Source organism: Corynebacterium pilbarense (assembly GCF_026930265.1).
In the GTDB taxonomy this organism is placed as follows: domain Bacteria; phylum Actinomycetota; class Actinomycetes; order Mycobacteriales; family Mycobacteriaceae; genus Corynebacterium; species Corynebacterium pilbarense.
Genome location: NZ_JANRML010000008.1, coordinates 90,829 through 107,677 on the forward strand (window position 1 = coordinate 90,829; position 16,849 = coordinate 107,677).

Annotated in this window: 12 protein-coding genes and 2 tRNA genes; 4 read left to right on the forward strand and 10 right to left on the reverse strand. The window is 61.8% G+C overall.

From position 1 onward, the window contains the following. Positions 1–101 precede the first annotated feature (101 nt). The 5 genes from NUW87_RS07580 to NUW87_RS07600 all read right to left on the reverse strand — a co-directional run bounded on the left by NUW87_RS07580 (position 102) and on the right by NUW87_RS07600 (position 9,226). On the reverse strand, positions 102–4,115 hold the full coding sequence (locus NUW87_RS07580; RefSeq protein ID WP_269027919.1) for a hypothetical protein: 4,014 nt from the start codon (positions 4,113–4,115) through the stop codon (positions 102–104). Positions 4,116–4,380: 265 nt separating this feature from the next. Then, positions 4,381–5,910, reverse strand: a complete 1,530-nt coding sequence (gene crtI / locus NUW87_RS07585) for a phytoene desaturase family protein (RefSeq protein WP_269027920.1) — start codon at positions 5,908–5,910, stop codon at positions 4,381–4,383. Then, positions 5,907–6,716, reverse strand: a complete 810-nt coding sequence (locus tag NUW87_RS07590; protein ID WP_269027928.1) for a phytoene/squalene synthase family protein — start codon at positions 6,714–6,716, stop codon at positions 5,907–5,909. Before NUW87_RS07590 ends, crtI begins: the two co-directional genes overlap by 4 nt. 60 nt (positions 6,717–6,776) lie before the next feature. Beyond that, positions 6,777–7,343 (reverse strand): hypothetical protein, encoded by a 567-nt coding sequence (locus NUW87_RS07595; RefSeq protein WP_269027921.1) that lies wholly within the window; start codon positions 7,341–7,343, stop codon positions 6,777–6,779. Between the two features lie 137 nt (positions 7,344–7,480). Continuing rightward, the gene (locus NUW87_RS07600; RefSeq protein ID WP_269027922.1) at positions 7,481–9,226 is read right to left on the reverse strand and encodes an RNA/DNA-binding domain-containing protein; all 1,746 of its coding nucleotides are present in this window, start codon (positions 9,224–9,226) and stop codon (positions 7,481–7,483) included. Positions 9,227–9,510: 284 nt separating this feature from the next. Here NUW87_RS07600 and NUW87_RS07605 point away from each other — a divergent pair, with 284 nt between their 5' ends. Then, the gene (locus NUW87_RS07605) at positions 9,511–10,680 is read left to right on the forward strand and encodes an IS1249 family transposase (protein WP_269027923.1); all 1,170 of its coding nucleotides are present in this window, start codon (positions 9,511–9,513) and stop codon (positions 10,678–10,680) included. 117 nt (positions 10,681–10,797) lie between these two features. Here NUW87_RS07605 and NUW87_RS07610 read toward each other — a convergent pair. Next, positions 10,798–10,870: transfer RNA gene (locus NUW87_RS07610), tRNA-Ala, on the reverse strand. An 18-nt stretch (positions 10,871–10,888) separates the two neighbouring features. Next, positions 10,889–10,962, reverse strand: a tRNA-Ile gene (locus NUW87_RS07615). Positions 10,963–11,350: 388 nt separating this feature from the next. Between NUW87_RS07615 and NUW87_RS07620 the strand changes: the two genes are divergently transcribed. Beyond that, the gene (locus NUW87_RS07620; RefSeq protein WP_269027924.1) at positions 11,351–12,427 is read left to right on the forward strand and encodes a zinc-dependent metalloprotease; all 1,077 of its coding nucleotides are present in this window, start codon (positions 11,351–11,353) and stop codon (positions 12,425–12,427) included. A gap of 408 nt (positions 12,428–12,835) precedes the next feature. On the opposite strand, the gene NUW87_RS07625 is transcribed toward NUW87_RS07620, so the two are convergent. Beyond that, a complete protein-coding gene (locus tag NUW87_RS07625; protein WP_063937094.1) occupies positions 12,836–13,180 on the reverse strand; it encodes a DUF3566 domain-containing protein in 345 nt (114 codons plus the stop codon). Between the two features lie 3 nt (positions 13,181–13,183). Beyond that, on the reverse strand, positions 13,184–15,733 hold the full coding sequence (gyrA, locus tag NUW87_RS07630; RefSeq protein WP_239220082.1) for a DNA gyrase subunit A: 2,550 nt from the start codon (positions 15,731–15,733) through the stop codon (positions 13,184–13,186). A 60-nt stretch (positions 15,734–15,793) separates the two neighbouring features. On the opposite strand from gyrA, the gene NUW87_RS07635 reads away from it, so the two are divergent. Both NUW87_RS07635 and NUW87_RS07640 read left to right on the forward strand, forming a co-directional pair. Beyond that, positions 15,794–16,006, forward strand: a complete 213-nt coding sequence (locus NUW87_RS07635; RefSeq protein ID WP_239220084.1) for a CopG family transcriptional regulator — start codon at positions 15,794–15,796, stop codon at positions 16,004–16,006. Beyond that, the gene (locus NUW87_RS07640) at positions 16,003–16,275 is read left to right on the forward strand and encodes a TetR family transcriptional regulator (protein ID WP_269027925.1); all 273 of its coding nucleotides are present in this window, start codon (positions 16,003–16,005) and stop codon (positions 16,273–16,275) included. The genes NUW87_RS07635 and NUW87_RS07640 overlap by 4 nt, the downstream gene beginning before the upstream one ends. A 103-nt stretch (positions 16,276–16,378) precedes the next feature. On the opposite strand, the gene NUW87_RS07645 is transcribed toward NUW87_RS07640, so the two are convergent. Continuing rightward, the coding region (locus tag NUW87_RS07645) for an integrase core domain-containing protein (protein ID WP_269027926.1) at positions 16,379–16,849 on the reverse strand (471 nt) is incomplete at its 5' end.

The following is a 16,849-nucleotide window of genomic DNA, read 5'->3' on the forward strand; positions in this document are numbered from 1 at the left end:
TGATCTTCACCACAAAAACCACGTTTCTCCAAAAAAGTGGTGCTGAAATGCCGAAAACCCGGTGCCGAATTTGCACCGGGTTTACAGGTTAAAGGCAGGATTTACTTGGCAGAATCCTGCTCATCGGAGGAAGAAGAGGAAGTCTTCTCACCCTCGCTGTTGTCAGCCTCGTTCTTGGACGGCTTGCCGGAGGAGCCGTACATCAAAAAGTCGCTGTCAGTTGCCTTACCCAGCTGGTAGGAGGAGGTGGACTCCTCCTGGCCGCAGGCACGCATGACCTGGTCAACAATCAGCAGGCCGACGGTGATCGCGCCGAGGGCGCCGGCAGCCATGCCGAGCTGCTCGGTGTTGACGCCCTGGAACGCGTTCTGGAAACCAGCTGCGCGCTGCGCACGATCCTCGTTGTAGATGCCCAGGCCACGCTGGACGCGGTCGTTGGCCTCACGCATAGCGTTGTTGATCTGTGCGGACACGCCCTCGAGGCCCGGGATCTGGACCTGGGAGAGGATGCCCACCGGGATGGCCAGCAACAACGGTGCAGACAGACCAACCAGGGAAGCAATGCACTTGCCATCCAGCTCACTGGAGGAGCCCTGCTCCTGGACCGTCGTGTCCTGCTGGGTGATATTGATAATCACCTTGTCCTTGTCGATGACCTTGCCGTTCTCAACCGGAACAACCATCAGCTTCTTGCCGCCGTCGAGGTGCGCACCCGGCAGAACACGCAGCTTGCCGTCTTCGCCGACCTCAATCTCCTTGCCCGGCTCCAGGCGCTTCTTCTTGGTGCAGTCGTCGTTGTAGCAGACGTAGACCTCGACAGAGTTCTCGCCACCCTTGACGTTGATGTCATAGCCCTTGTCACGGGAACCCTGGGCGTCGACGTCCGGCGGGGTCAGGCCCTCAGACGTGCGCGGGATCTCCATCTCAACCAGGCGGACCGGGTTGCCCTTGGAATCGCGCTCCTCAACGAGGATGGTGCCGTGCTTATCCTCGGTCGGCTGGATGAACAGCTGGCCCTTGGAATCCGGCGCCGCGTTGGTGATCAGGTCCTTGCCGCGGACGACGTGCAGGGTGTTGTTCTTACCCGGAACAATCTTGTCGTTAATGTCGCGCTCGTAAACCACGCGCTCTTCAACGAACTTCAGCGGGGTCGGCTGCTCCACGATCTCGATCGTGTGGCGCTTGACCACCTTGCCGCTCTTGTCGACCTCGACCACGGTAACGGTCTTGCCAACGGAGTCCTTGCCCTTCGGGGTCAGGACCCACTTGCCGGTCTTCTCGTCGAGCTCGACGTTGACGTGCTCCTCACCGTCCTCAACGCGAATCTCGTTCTTGTTAATGCGGGTGATGGTGAAGCTGCCGTCCTCGGTGAGCTTGAAGTTCTGCTCGCGGGACTCGGAGCTGCCGCCCTTGCCGTTTGCGCCCGGGACGACGTCGATGTTGTAGATGACGTAGACACCACGGTCGTTCTTGACCTTGACCTGGGTCTTGCCCTCAGCGCCATCCTTCGGGGTGACGACGATGGTGTTGCCGTCCTTGGTCACCTCAACGAGAGAATCGTCGGTGACCTCGTAGTCGGAGCCCTCCGGGAGGGTAAGCGTCAGCTTCGAAGAGCCTTCGAGCTGGATGTTCTCCTCGCGCGGGGTGGACGGGGTGACGTCGATGGTCCAGCGCTGGAACGGCAGGTCGCGGGAGTTCAGGTTCTCGATGATGACCTGGCCCTCAGCGCCCTCCTTGAAGTACACCTTGCCGTTCTCGATGCGGTCGATGAGGTGCTCGCCCTTGACGATGCGCTGGTTCTTCACCGAGATGTTGAGCTCGTCCTTGGACTCAGCCTCCAACGTGCTCTCCTCCACGTCACCCTTGGTGACGTTGAGGGTCCACTCGGCGACGGTCTTGCCGTTCGGGGACTTCTCAGCGACGACGATCTTGCCCTCGAAGCCCGGGTTCGGCAGCACGCGGAACTTGCCGTCCTCGGTCTTGATCAGGGTGGCGTTGTCCTCGCCCTCGACGATCTCGAAGGTGTTGCCCTCGTTGCCCGGCTTGAACTGCGCGGTGTTGCGGTCCTCCAGGTCCTGGGTGAACTTCGGAACCTCGTACTGAGCGTCTTCTTCCTTCGGCTTCGCAACGATGGTGTACACGCCGACCAGGACGCGGCCGTCCTTAGCGTTCTCGTCCGGAGCGTAGAGGTTGAAGATGCCGGTGCCGTTGACCTTGTTGTTGATCTTGAAGCCGCCGTCGGTCTTCTCCCACTCCCAGTTGGCCTCGTCGCCGCCGGTCAGCTCGAGCTTCCAGTCCTTGCCGGCCTTGACGTCGACAGTCGTGCCCTCTTCGATGAGGTGGGTCTCTACATCGACCAGGACGTTGGCGCCCGGCTTGATGTCCAGGGTGTAGGTGTAGGTGTTGCCGTCGGCGTCCACAGCCTTGAGCACAACCTTGCCCTCGGCGTTCGGCTTCGGGGTGATAATCCAGAAGCCGTCGCGCTTCTCAATGGACTCGATGAGGTCCTCACCGGAGACGATCTCCGGCTTGTTCTCAACGTTTTCAATCTCCAGCTTGTAGGAGTTGGCGTTACCGATCACGCGGGTCTGCGTGTACTTGTCGGAAGTGGCGTCGATGTTGAACTCGTAGACGTTCTTGTTGCCCGTCTTCTCGCCCTTGTCGTCCTTCTCGAACACCTCGATCTTGACGTTGCCCTTGAGCACGCCGTCGTTGATCTTGACGTTGAGCTTGCCGTCCTTCTTCTCGGTGGTGACCAGGCCCTTGCCGTCGGTGATCTCGTAGTCCCAGCCGGCCGGGATGTCGATGCTCTGGTTCACACCGGCAACGCCCACGTTGAAGTAGTGGTTGTTCACGGTGACCTCACCGGTGGTCTCCACGGTGGTGGACTCGTTGACCACGTCGATGACGTACTCGTGGCGGTTGCCCTCGTTGTCCACGACAACGATGCGGACCTTGCCGCTGCCTTCCTTCTTCGGGGTGATCTTGAGGATGGCGGTGCCGTCCTCGCGGACCTCCTTGGTCACGTCGACCAGGCCGTTGGAGTCGTCGACGAAGTCGATCTCCCAGGAGCCCAGCTCCTTGACCTCGATCTCCTCGGACTTCTCACCGGTGCGGAAGTCGAAGGCGTAGGAGAAGTGGCGGAAGTAGCGCTCGACCTCCTTGGTGGTGGTCTTCTCCTCGCGCTGGGTGCTGGTGACGGTGGTGGACTCAGTCTTGGTCTCCGGCGCAGCGGTAGCGGTGGCGGTCTCGGTGACGGTCGGACCCGGCGCCACGGTGGTCGTGGTGGAGGTGGAGGTCGACGGCTTCGGCTCTTCCTTCACGTCCGGCTCGAAGCCCTCGAGGCCAGGCTGCGCGATGGTGACGATGCGCTGGTTGGTCGGCTCCTTGGACAGGTCCTCGTACACGTTGTAGGAACGCGGCAGCAGGATGGTGACGTACTCGCCATCCTTGACGTCCAGGCGGGAAGAAGCGGTGTCGTTCAGGGCCAGGTAGTAGTTGGCCTGGCCGGTCTGCTCGAAGTAGCTCTTGCGCACCTCGAAGCCGGTCCACTGCAGGAACTGCTGCGGGGTAACCGGCTTCACGCCCGGCACGTGAACGTTGCGGGAGCCAGCAACCCAGCCGCGCAGGAGGTTCAGGGTCTCCTTATTGTTGGACAGCAGCGCCTGCAGTGCCACGTTCTTGGCCTTCGCGTCGGCGTTCTTGCCCTGCTTCACGTCCGTAAGCATGAGCTTGGTCAGGTTAATAGCGGCGCGCTCAATATCCTCGTCGATCTTGAGGTTGCCGCCCATGTCGCCGTTAAAGCCGTAGAAGCCGGAGGTTCCGTCGAGCTTGCGCACCTCATATGCAGTGTTGGTGCGCGGGACATCGAGGTGGCGGTCGATGCACCAACCCGGGCCGAACGGGGTCTGGTACTGGCCCGAGCCCCGGTTCCACTCCTGCTTCAGGTTGTAGTCGACGACTGCCTGCTCCACAGCGGAGTCGAGGGTGGAGTACTGGCTAGTAATGCGCGTGTCTGCGTCTGCGGCGGGAGCGACAACGGCTGCGCCACCGAATGCGACGGCACCGGCAACCATCGTTGCCATGATGCGCTTTTTCAGGTTTGCGTTATGCAACGTCATAGTCCTTCAACGTCTAGGGAGATATTCGAAGCAGCCTGGAGAGTTCCTGAACACGGACCCCAAAACTGACAGACCCCTATTCAATCGCAATGAACCGGCGAAAAGAAGTCCCAACCCACCCTGAAAGCCATAAAAGTCCAGATATTAAGACAAAACTCATATCCCCACCCCGCTGACCTCGACCTTTGTCCAACTTTTAAACACAAATAAGTCGAGTGATCTTCACCACAAAAACGGCGGTTCCTCCAGAAACCAGCGGTCAGTGGTCCAACGGACCCGAAGATCTGTCACCACGGATCCGTTTGAGCACATTCTCAGCAGATATCAAGCACATGGGCACGCCCACCCCAGGCGTCGTGGTCGCTCCAGCGTACATCAGCGAGTCCAATTTCCTGCTTTTGTTGGAACCGCGCAAGAAGGCGGACTGCCGCAGCGTGTGCGCGGGCCCGATCGATCCGCCGGACCAGGCGTTGTAGCGCTCTGCAAAGTCTGCGGGACCGAGCGTTTGCTTTACGACGATCCTCCGGCCCAACCCCGCAACCCCACACCTCGCCGCAATCTGCTCAATAGCCGCGTCGGCGATGCGCTGCACCTGCTCCGAGGCTTCGCCCCGGTACATGTCGCCGTGGCCCACCGACGGGTCCGCGGGCACCGGCACCAACACGAACAGGTTCTCGTGGCCCGCGGGAGCAACAGAGGGATCGGTGGCGGAAGGCTTGGACACGTAGATGGACTGCGACGCCGCCTGCGGCCGGCTGGCAACGGGGCCATTAAATACAGCATCGAAGTCGTCCGACCAGTCGTCGCTGAACAGGAAGTTGTGGTGGGCCAGCTCCGGGATCTCGCCTTCAACGCCCAGCATGACCAGCACCGTGCCCAGGCCAGGGTCGCGCGGGGCGAACCAAGACTCGTCGTAGGTGCGCTTGTTCTTCGGCAGCAGGCGCGTCTCGGTGTGGTGGAGGTCCGCGGCGGAGATGGTGAGGTCGGCGGGGAGCCTTTGGCCGTCGATAAGCAAGATGCCCTCATCCTCGATAGCCGCGACCTCGGAGTTGAAGCGGAACCGCGCACCCTGGTCGACGGCAAGGTTGAACAGCGCGTCCATCACCGCCGTGAAACCGCCCTGCGGATACAGCACGCCCTGGGTCAGGTCGGTGTGGCTGAGCAGGTGATACATGCTCGGCGTGCGGCTGGGGTGCGAGGAGAGGAACACGGACGGATACGTGAGCATCTGGCGCAGGCGCGTGTCCGTGAAGCGCTTGGCCACGAACCTGTCCAAGGGTTCGGTGAGGTAGCGCGCGAGGCGGGCGTACTGGCCGCGGATGCGCTTCAGGGGCTCAAACGAGCGGAAGTTGGTGTACAGGAAATTCTGAATGGCCAGGTCGTAGGTTTCTTCGGCGCTGTCCAGGTACTCCACGAGCTTGGCGCCGGCGCCGGGTTCGATGCTTTCGAAAAGCTTCGTGGCGTTGTCGCGGCCGGCGTGGACGTCGATGGGCTGGCCGGTCTCCGGGAAAAGGCGGTAGGCGGGCGCGAGCGGCTTCAGGTCCAACAGGTCCTCGGTGCGCTTGCCAAAAAGGCCGAAGAAGTGGTCGAACGCGTCCGGCATCAAATACCAGCTCGGGCCGGTGTCGAAACGGAAACCGTCGATGGTCTCGTTACCGGCGCGGCCGCCGTGGGTGGGCAGCTTCTCCACCACGGTGGTGTCGATGCCCTCTCGGGCGAGCAGCGCGGCAGTGGCCATGCCGGCCACGCCGGCGCCGATCACGATGGCTGACTTCGGTTGCTTGTTCATGGCTTCCTCGAGTTCGCGAGCGCTTTCGCTGTGAGCGCTACTTTGAGGTGGTTGGGCACGCGGACGCGGGTGGTCTGCAGCTCGGCTGCCGGGGTGGCCGCGATGCGGGCGTTGAGCTCATGGAACAGCGCTTCGGCGGCCGCCACTCCCCCGCGGGCTGCCGGCGGCAGCAGCGGGATGGCGTTGCGGGCGCGGTCGAGTTCGTTGGTGATTTGGCTGGTGAGGGTGGACTTTAGGTCGTCGTCAAGCGGGGCGCCGAAGTACGCTCGACCGAGTGCGCGGCTATCCTCGCCGAGGTCGCGCAAGAAGTTGACCTTCTGGAACGCACTGCCGAGCGCACGGGCGCCCTCCTCCAGCTCGCGGCGGTGCGGGGTGTCGCGGCCGCGCAAGAAAATGTCCAGGCACATCAGGCCGATCACCTCAGCCGAGCCATATATATAGGTAGCCAGCTGCTGCGGAGTAAATTCCGTCTGCGTCAGATCCGCGCGCATGGAGGCGAAAAACGCCTGCATATGCTCGGGATTCAGGTGGCACTCGCGGTAGGTGCGCGCCCACGCATGCAGCACCGGATCCGTGTGGAAGCGGTGGGCCGGGGCGTGCAGCACCTGCTCCTCATACAGGTCGAGTGCGGTTTCCGGGCACTCGTTGGCCTGGGTGGTGGTGCCGTCCACGATCTCGTCCGCGATGCGCACCACCGCGTAGAAGTTCCGGATGTGGGTGCGCTCCGGGTTCGGCAGCGTCCGCACCGCAAGGGAAAAACTGGTGGAATACTGCGCAATCACCTGCGCCGCCGCCTTGTCCGCCATGGCGTCGAAGCGGGAGAGGAAGGTGTTCACGCCTGGCCAGCTTACCGTGCGTGCGTGGCGCTACTCCTTGGACTTGTCGTAGGTGGCGTTGGCGATGATCTCCTTCGCTTCATCCTGCGACAACCCCTCCCCACGCAGGCTGATCATCTCCATGGTGGACACGTTGCCTGTCTCGGAATTCTCCGCCGAGAGGAACAGGCCGTCCCAGTAGTCACCGTCGTCGTCCACGGCCTCGAAGTAGGACACGAGCGCCTTATCCGCGCCGTCCACCTCGGCGGCGTCCGTCCCTTTCGGCTCAATCACCGTGTCCTGGGCGAAAATGTTGCCGTACAGCACGGCCGCGTTGGTCGCGTCCGCCTGAGGCGCCACGCCGGTGTCCTGGCTCAGCCGGATCTGCACCGTCATCGCGTCCTCGCTGTCGCGCGCGCCCACCACCCACGGGTCCTTGATGGAATCCGGATCGCTGGACTTATCAAACTCCGACCAGCTCTCCGGCACCCGGACTGTCAGCGGCCCGGAGCTGACCTCCAGCATGTGGTTCGTGTCGTTCGTCTCCTCTGCCCCGCACGCCACGGCGCCTAAGCACAGCGCTGCGGCGGCAACCGCGGAGATGATTTTTCGATTCATGGCGGGCCTCCCTACGTGGTTTTGCCCGCGATAGTACTGGTGGGGAGGTTCCAATTCCGGGATTCTCACTTTCACACTTTGTCTACCTGCAATTTCGGAGTCTCATTCTGACTTTGGTAGTGGAAAGTGCGAAAGTCTTAGTAGTTCAACCGATACGTCGTGCCCCGGCGGCCTTGCCCACCGAGCATGACCACGTGCCCGTGGTGGAGAAGGGGCTCAAGTGCATAACGCAGTTGCGCCGCCGAGAGGCCCGTCTGAGTCTGCAACTCCTTCAGCGTGACCTGCGCGCCAGGAGTAAAAGCCCGGTAGACGGTAGGAACGTTTTTGCCAAGGGAAGCCAGATCATCAATGTGGAAAGCGTTGGTGATGTCCGGTCGCAGGGCCTCGACCCCCGGTGTGTCGCTCTGGGGTCCAGGCAAGGCGTACCGGCCGTCAGTTTCCTGGAGCACCCCTTTCTCCGTGAGTCTGCCCAGCATCCTCTTGCATGACTGCTCACTGTAAGGCGAGTAGCGCTGCAGGATGCCGGAGAGCGTGGCGCCACCGTGATTCCGCAGGTCCACCAGAAGGTCCTCCTCAGTCGGGCTCAATCGCAGCCCGTCACGCTGCAAACCCTCCAACCAGTCATCCTCTTCCTCCGTGAAACGGGATCCGCGCGGAAAGAGGACCTTGAACTCGACACCGTTGTCTACGAACTTAGGTTTCGGCATGCGCGCCTCCCGGATTGCCGTCAGGATTTCCTGAATGCCGCCACCTTCGCCCTCAATTACACGCTCCCCGTCGTCCGTGCGGAGGTAACGCGCGATCTCGTACAGACGCTTGTTTACCGGGGCTTTAGTCAAAGAAGGCGCCTCAAGCTGAGAAACGGATAGGCCACGCAAACCGCCTGGGCTGACAATTATGAGCATTCGCTCCGTGAGCCTGATCTCCACCTTTTTGCCCACGTCCACAGAAGGCCCCAGATCCCGGTGCACCAAAGCGTTCGCTAGCACTTCTCGGATAGCACTCGGGGGAAACTCCGGCTGATCCACTAAGTGGCCGGTTTCGGTGTAACGGCTCACGGTATCCGCATTTCGCTGAATCCATTCCATTGCTTCCGCCAGCATCACGGGCAACGGGCCCTCGATCTCAGTCAGGTTTCTGTTTCGGCCCGCTCCCTCCCCACGAGCCAGTCGCACCGCCGCTGTCGCTCCGAGTGCTGGCTCAACCGACTGCGGGAGGTACCCCAGCGCGTACAAACCGCCAAGGCGAACGTTGCCCTGGTTGTCCGTAACGTTAGTGACCTGCAGTAGCTGATCAACGTTGTCGATTTTGGCTATGCGGCTCCGAGAAGCACGCACCGATTTCACGTATGTGTCAAGCACACTGGCGTCCAGCAGGGCGGAATCGGTACCTGGCAAAGATGCAAAATCGAAGTGGGTCTGCTGGGCCTCAGTCAGCGCCGACAGCGACAGCATTTTCAAGTCATTCGAATTCATCACGTAGTCGCCGTCTGCCTGGCGCAAAAATGGTTTGCCCTCGAACTTCGCCGGCTTCTCTGAAGCCAGAAGCGGCGTGACTTCCACAACGACTACGTTCTTCCCGTCAAGCACGTGGTGGAAAAACTCCAACTGTGGCGCCGGTGTCACCGCACTCCGGTTCACGTTCACCACGGATTTCTCCATCTGTGCAGGATCGGCAACGCCGGTGACTTCGAACCCACGCCGTTCACTCACCCCGAGAATGATTGCGCCAGCTTGTGGCATGTTCGCAAACGCGCACAGCGTCTCGCCCAGCTGCTCAGGGACTCCCCCACCTGCTGTTTTGCACTCAACCAGGGTCGTATCGTCGCCAAACGCACGCAACTGGGAAAGTGTTTCACGCAACCGTCGCTCAGTCCGGGACATAACTCGCACAATATTCTCACTTTCACACTTTGTCTACCTGCTATTTCGGAGTCTCATTCTGACTTTGGTAGTGGAAAGTGCGAAAGTCTTTCTCACTTTTACGGTGGAAAGTGCGAAGCTTAGGGTTAAGGGTCAAAAAGTGTGTCCGGAATTAGCGATTTCCGGGGCCTAACCTCTAGGTTTCAGGAAAGTATATGCTTCCGGGGCATATATCTGGGTCTCGAGCGTTCAATCCACGGTGTGGCAGCCGTGATGTGCTAAGCGCGGCGTGGTGTGGTGTCGCAATGTCTAGAAACCAACCACGCTGCCACTGCGGCGGTGAAATGAAACGAAACGGCACCACCAGCAAAGGCACCACCAGGTGGCGGTGCAAGCAATGCGGCGCCTCCAGCGTCAAACGCCGCGGCGACATCACCAACGCGGCGGCGTTCACCCAGTTCATTGAGCATTGCACCACCGCAATATCACTGGACGACCTAGCAAAACGAAACGGCGTCAGCCGCGCCACCATGAAGAGACGCTTCAAGTGGTGCTGGCTCGTTGATGTGCCTGACCCCACCGCCGGCCACGACAAACGGGTCTACGACCAGGTATTCCTCGACGGCACCTACACCGCCGGCGGCTGTCTGATCGTCGCGGCGACCATCGACCACGTGATTGCCTGGCATTGGTGCAAACACGAAACCACCCGCGACTACCAGCTGCTGCTCGAGCGCATCGAAGCCCCACTCATCGCCGTCATCGACGGCGGCCAAGGCGCATACAGCGCGATCAAAAAGTGCTGGCCGACCACGAAAATCCAACGCTGCCTCGTCCACGCCCAACGCGTGGTACGCCGCTACACCACCAGCAACCCACGCACGGATGCTGGGCGCACCATCTACCGACTTGCGCTGAAACTGACCCGAGTCACCACCCTGGACGAGGCAGCGCAATGGGGTGCGCAACTGCACGAATTCTCCACGATCTACCGGTCATGGATGGACGAGAAAACCCTGATCAAGGACCCCAAAACCGGTGCATGGACCCGCGTGTGGACACACCACAACGTGCGCAAGGCCTACAACCATCTTTGGCGATCCGAGATGCTGTTTGTCTACCTCACCCCGCCAGCAGCAGTCCTTCAACCAGAGCGGATCAAATCCACCACCAACAGCTTAGAAGGCGGGATCAACGCCCAGCTCAAACTGCTCGCCAGAACCCACCGCGGCAGATCAGGCGAACGACAACGCCGCATGCTGGATTGGTGGCTCTACCTAAAAACGGAACTGCCTGACGATCCAGTACGAATCGCCAGGCAGTCCAACTGGGGCCAGGGCCAACTCGCCAAAGTATCCACCCTGACCCGAAACGAGAACCAAGCCGACCACGAAACTGGACGCCCAGCCCTCTACGACAACGCTATCGACACCGACTACACCCACTCAATCGGCATCCAAAAAGGCCAAATCTAACCCCCACGACACGCCGAGCCAGACACACTTTTTGACCCTTAACCCCTTTTTGACCCTTAACCCGAAGCTTACGTCGCAAAGCAAAAAGGCCCCCTCCTACTGGAGGGAGCCATTCTGTGGAGCATAGGAGAATCGAACTCCTGACATCCTGCTTGCAAAGCAGGTGCTCTACCAACTGAGCTAATGCCCCGCGTACCCGAGGGTACCGTGGGCCTAGCAAGAATCGAACTTGCGACCTCATCGTTATCAGCGATGCGCTCTAACCGACTGAGCTATAGGCCCTTGGAACGAATAGGAATATTACAGAGCACCTACAACAGCTCCAAATCGCCAGCGTACGGCCCATAAAAGAGCAATTGCTTATCGACGTTCCACGCCCCGACACGCTGGGGTAACAGGCGGGGGTAAGCGCGGCGGAAAATGGTGAACAATCCGGGCTTTCCTGGGGTTTTGCACGTCGCTGCTGGTGAGCGGGCTTCCCTGGCTTGCGCGCGGTGCTTGGCAGGGGGCTGATTGGTGAACAATCCGGGCTCTTAGGGCTTGCCAAACGTTGAACAATCCGAACCAAGTGTTGAACGATCTTACCCCGGTTTACCTGCACAAACTCCTTGGATAATGTCATGGACATCGAAGCAGCCCATGTCCACCACAACGTCAAAGGAGCAACGAGATGCGTGCACAAACCAAGGCCCTCGCCGCCGCACTTGCATCAGCCCTCGCCCTGGCCGGCCTCCAGCCGGCCGCCGCCGACGCCTCCGCACTCGTTGACCTCGAAGCGGCCGAGTACGCCATCGACTCCGACAACGACGGCCTCCCCGACGACTGGGAAACCGAGGGCATCGTGCTTCACGACGGCACCGAGCTGGCCCTCCCCGACTGGGGCGTCGACCCCGACCGCCCCGACCTGTTCCTCCAGCTCAATTGGATGGAAGAGCACAACGGCAAGTCCTTCGCCCCGTCCGCGGAAGCGCTGCAGGACATCGTCGACCTCTTCGACGACCACGGCATCGCACTGCACATCGACGCCGGCGAGACCTACACCAACATCCCCAACTACACCGAGTTCCACGGCGGTGAAACCGTGGCCTACTCGCAGCACTACTTCGCCGACCAGATCTCCGGCGTGCGCCTGTTGAAGGACATTGAGACCCACCTCGGCGACCGCTCCAATGCCTTCCGCCTAGGCATCATCGGCGACCAGATCGACCGCGGCGACTACACCTCCGGCGTCGCCCTGGTCGGCGACAGCGCCTTCTTCGTCGCCAACAACGACCAGATCGACAGCGATGAGCAGCTTCGCAACGCCATCCTCCACGAGTTCGGCCACACCCTGGGCCTGCGCCACAACGGCGCCGCAGACGTCACCCGCAAGCTGCCGCGCACCCAGGTCACTCCGGCGGAGTACCTGTCCGTGATGAACTACGACCACCAGTTCACCCACTTCAACTACTCCGAGGAGCCCTACACCGCCGAGGGCCCGGACGGCCCCGTCGAGGTGCCCGCCGACTGGGACGCACTCGTCCTGGACACCCCGCGCATCGGCCGCGACGCCCTCGAGCTCGGCGCCCGCACCGTCTCCCACGGTGCGATGCCGGTAGCTCAAGCTTCTCACGATTCTGAGGCTGCTCCCGCCAAGGCCACGGATGTGAACGTCGCCGCCATCGTCGGCTCCGTCGTCGCTGCTTTGGCCGTTCTGGGCATCGCGGGTGCAGGCTTCGCCGCCATGAACGGCCTGCTCCCCTTCTAGGTCCGCCACAACGTGCGCCCCGGTTTCTCCGGGGCGCTTTTCGTTGGTGCGCACCAATAGTTGGGTTCTCCTGGGTTGTCCGCAATGCGGAGCGTCGGGACTGCAGTCGCCGTCGATTTTGTACGAATCGACGTTTCGGTCTTTTTCGGGCCTGCAAACACCCAGGTCGGCAATTTGCGGTGTTGATTCGTACAAAAACTGGGTGCCGACCAATAGTTGGAGTCACCGGAATTGTCCGCAATGCGGAATCCGCAAGCGAGGAAGGGTGGAATGGCGAAGTCGATACCTTGAGGTCGATAGTTGCAGGTCAGAGCTTCTCGACGAAAAACCGCCGGAACAGGGCTCAACCCTGTGACCAGGAACTATCGACATCGAGGTATCGACATGGGGGTTTGGAACCGGGACCCCCTACTTGGCCCGGTTGGACATAGTGAAGCTGACGCCACCGACCAGATCCGCGATGGCGTTGTACATAACCACCGTCAGCGGGGCCATGATCACCTGGAACAGGAACCCCACCAGGCCGAACAGGCCCGCGGCGGACATGGCCAGTTTCATGTCCACCACCTGGTCGCCGCCGACACCGCCGATCAGCGAGTTGATGGACTCGATGACCCCGGCGCGCTCCAGCCCGTAGTAGACCAGTAAGCACGCGGCCATCCAGGCGATGAAGCCTAGAAAGGCCAGCAGAGTTGCCACTTTGAAGGTGGAGCCGGCGCCGATGTGGCGCACGGTCACTTTGCGGACGGCCACGGGCTACTCCTTGTCCTCGCCGGCGTCGGAGCTGTCGTCGCTAAGCGCCTGCTCGATGGTCTTCTGCCCGGTGGCGACTGCGGTGGCTTCCTCCTCGCCTTCGTCCTCGACGTTGCGGTCGATGGCCAGAAGTTCCACGCCATCGGCGAGGTCCACCAGTCGCACGCCCATGGTCGCGCGGGAGGACGGGCGGATCTGGTCGACCTCGGTGCGGATCACGCCGCCGGCAGAGGTGATGGCGAAGATCTGGTCGTCCTCGGCAACCGAGAGGGCGCCGATGAGCTTGCCGCGCTTCGGGCTGTACTTGAAGGTCATCACGCCCATGCCGCCACGGCCCTGCGTGTTGTACTCCTCGATGGCGGTGCGCTTGCCGTAGCCGCCGGAGGTGGCCACGAGCAGGTATTCGCCGTCCTTGGCCACGGTCATGGCCAGCAGCTGGTCGTCGCCCTTGAAGCGCATGCCCTTCACGCCGGCGGTGGCGCGGCCCATGGGGCGCAGCTGCTCGTCGTCGGCGGAGAAGCGGATGGACTGGCCCTGCTCGGACACGAGGAGCAGGTCGTCGTCCTCGCCGACGAGGGAGGCGCCGATGAGCGCGTCGCCTTCGTTGAGGTTGATGGCGATCAGGCCGGCGGAGCGGGCGGATTCGTAGTCGGTGAGGCGGGACTTCTTCACGCGGCCGTCGCGGGTGGCCAGCACCAGGTAGGGGGCGTCCTCGTAGGTCTGGATCTGGATGATCTGGGCGATCTTCTCCTCCGGCTGGAATTCCAGCAGGTTGGCCACGTGCTGGCCGCGGGCGGTGCGGCCCGCCTCCGGCAGCTCGTAGGCCTTGAGACGGTAGACGCGGCCGAAGTTGGTGAAGAACAGGATCCAGTCGTGGGTGGAGCAGATGAAGAAGTTCTTCACCACGTCGTCCTGCTTCAGCTCGGCGCCGCGCACGCCCTTGCCGCCGCGTTTCTGGCTCTTGTAGGCGTCCACCTTGGTGCGCTTGGCGTAGCCGGTGGAGGTGATGGTGACCACCACGTTTTCGCGGGCGATGAGGTCTTCCTCGGTGACGTCGCCGGTGGCGGCGACGATCTGGGTGCGGCGCTCGTCGCCATACTTATCGACGATCTCCTTGAGCTCGTCGCCGACAATCGCGCGCTGACGTTCCGGCTTGGCCAGGATGTCCTTGTAGTCCGCGATCTGCTTTTCGATGGCGGCCAGGTCATCGATGATCTTCTGGCGCTCCAGGGCGGCCAGGCGGCGCAGCTGCATGGCCAGGATCTCGTTGGCCTGGATCTCGTCCACGTCGAGCAGGTTGATGAGGCCCTGGCGGGCGTCGTCAACAGTCGGCGAACGGCGGATCAGGGCGATGACCTCGTCCAGCATGTCCAGCGCCTTAACCAGGCCGCGGAGGATGTGGGCGCGTTTTTCGGCCTCGTCCAGGCGGTACTGGGTGCGGCGGACAATGACTTCGATCTGGTGCTTGACGTAGAAGCGCAGCATCTGGTCTAGGCGCAGGGTGCGCGGGACGCCGTCGACAATCGAGAGCATGTTGGCGGAGAAGTTCGTCTCCAGCGCGGAGTGCTTGTACAGGTTGTTCAGCACCACGCGCGGCACCGCGTCGCGCTTGAGCGTGACCACGATGCGCATGCCCACGCGGTCGGAGGACTCGTCCTCGATCTTGGAGATGCCCACCATCTTGCCGGCGGTGACCTGCTCGGCGATGTTGTGGATGAAGTTATCCGGGTTGACCTGGTACGGCAGCTCGGTGATCGTGATGACCTGGCGGTTGCCAATCTCCTCGATCTCCGTCACACCGCGCATGCGGATGGAGCCGCGGCCGGTGGTGTAGGCATCCTTAATACCCTGGTCGCCCACGATCAGGCCCGCCGTTGGGAAGTCCGGTCCCTTCACGCGCTCCATCACGGCGTCGAGGGTCTCCTTCTCCTCGGCGTCGTGGTTTTCCAGGATCCAGTAGATGGCCTCCGCCAGCTCGTTGAGGTTGTGCGGCGGGATGTTGGTGGCCATGCCCACCGCAATACCGTTGGAGCCGTTCATCAGCAGGTTCGGCACGCGGGACGGCAGGACGGTCGGCTCCTGGGTCTTGGAGTCGAAGTTCGGGGCGAAGTCAACGGAGTTTTCGCGGATGTCGCGCACCATCTCCATGGCGATCGGGGTGAGCTTGCACTCCGTGTAACGCATAGCGGCCGGGCCGTCGTTGCCCGGCGAGCCGAAGTTGCCCTGGCCGTCCACAAGCGGGTAGCGCATGGACCACGGCTGTGCCATGCGCACCAGGGTGTCGTAGATGGCGCTGTCGCCGTGCGGGTGGTAGTTACTCATGGTCTCGCCGACGGCCTTCACACTCTTGACGTAGGAGCGCTCGGGGCGGAAACCCGCGTCGTACATTGCGTAGATCACGCGGCGGTGCACCGGCTTCATGCCGTCGCGCACCTCGGGGAGCGCGCGACCCACGATCACGCTCATGGCGTAATCGATGTAGCTGGTCTGCATCTCCTCGTTGATGTCGATTGGTTGAATGCGGTCCAAGCCGCCAGTGGTGTCATCAGCCATACGGTCGAGTTTAGCGGGCTTCTGTAGCTTTTTACGTTAGCCGAGTGGTATCACAATGGTATGGCTATGACGCTTCGGTTGACCGCAGATGAGGACAAGGCGCTCGTGTTATTGGCTTCAGCATGGGGATGCTCGAAGCAGGAGGCCGCGCGCCGTGCGGTGGTCACCGCAGCATCGCGATTGCTTGACGACGCCCACGTCACCGACCTCGCCCGCTCCCTCATCCCCACCTATGCCGGGATGGAATCACGCATCCGGCAGGCGCGCGGATGAGGAGCTTTTCCCCCGAGCAGCTCCTGGCCATCGCGGACGAGTACTGCACCTTCCACGGCTGCCAGGTCCGCTCGTTCGCTGCCCTAGCCGCCTGCGCCGCCGTGCCCGGCGCCCGGCTCCACGGCGTGGCCGTGTTCGACTCCGTGGACGCTGCCGCCGCGTCGCTTTTTGAGGCCGTGGTTGCGCTTTCGCCGCTGTCGGCCTCCAACGAGGGGTTCGCTGACGTCGTGGCGGAGGTGTATCGGAGGTGGGCGGATGCTCGTCGATAAGCAACCGTTTTGTACGAATCAACATTTTTCAAAGGATCCGGCCCTAAAATCCCAGGTCAAGAATTTTGCGCTTTGTGTCAAGTGGTTGTGAACAGTTTCTGGTTCAGGCGACGGTAAGTGTGGGTGGCTGTGGGCGGGTTTTGGTGGTTGTGCGGATGATGGTGACCTCCTTGGGTAGTCCGGTCGGTGTTTTTGGCATAGCGGTGATGAGTCCGGCTTCGAGTGCGGCGCGTGTGGCGTTGATGCGGTTGGTTTCGTATTGCCTCCAGGTGCCGTCGAGGACGCTTTGCGGTGTGTAGCCGTTGATGCCGCTGTGGGGCCGGTTGTTGTAGTGCCTGGTAAACCGGGCTACCCATTGGGTGGCGGCGTCGATGTCGGCGAAGGCGCCCGGGTAGTACGCAAATCCCTTCATGGTGTGGAACAGTGACTCCATCTGAGGGTTGTCGTTGCTGATTGCTGGCCGGCTAAACGATGCGTCAACGTTGTGTTTGGCGAAAACTCGCTTGACGGCGTTGCTTCGCATAGCTGCCCCGTTGTCGGAGTGCACGGTTTGCACTGTGGGGTAGCGCGTCAA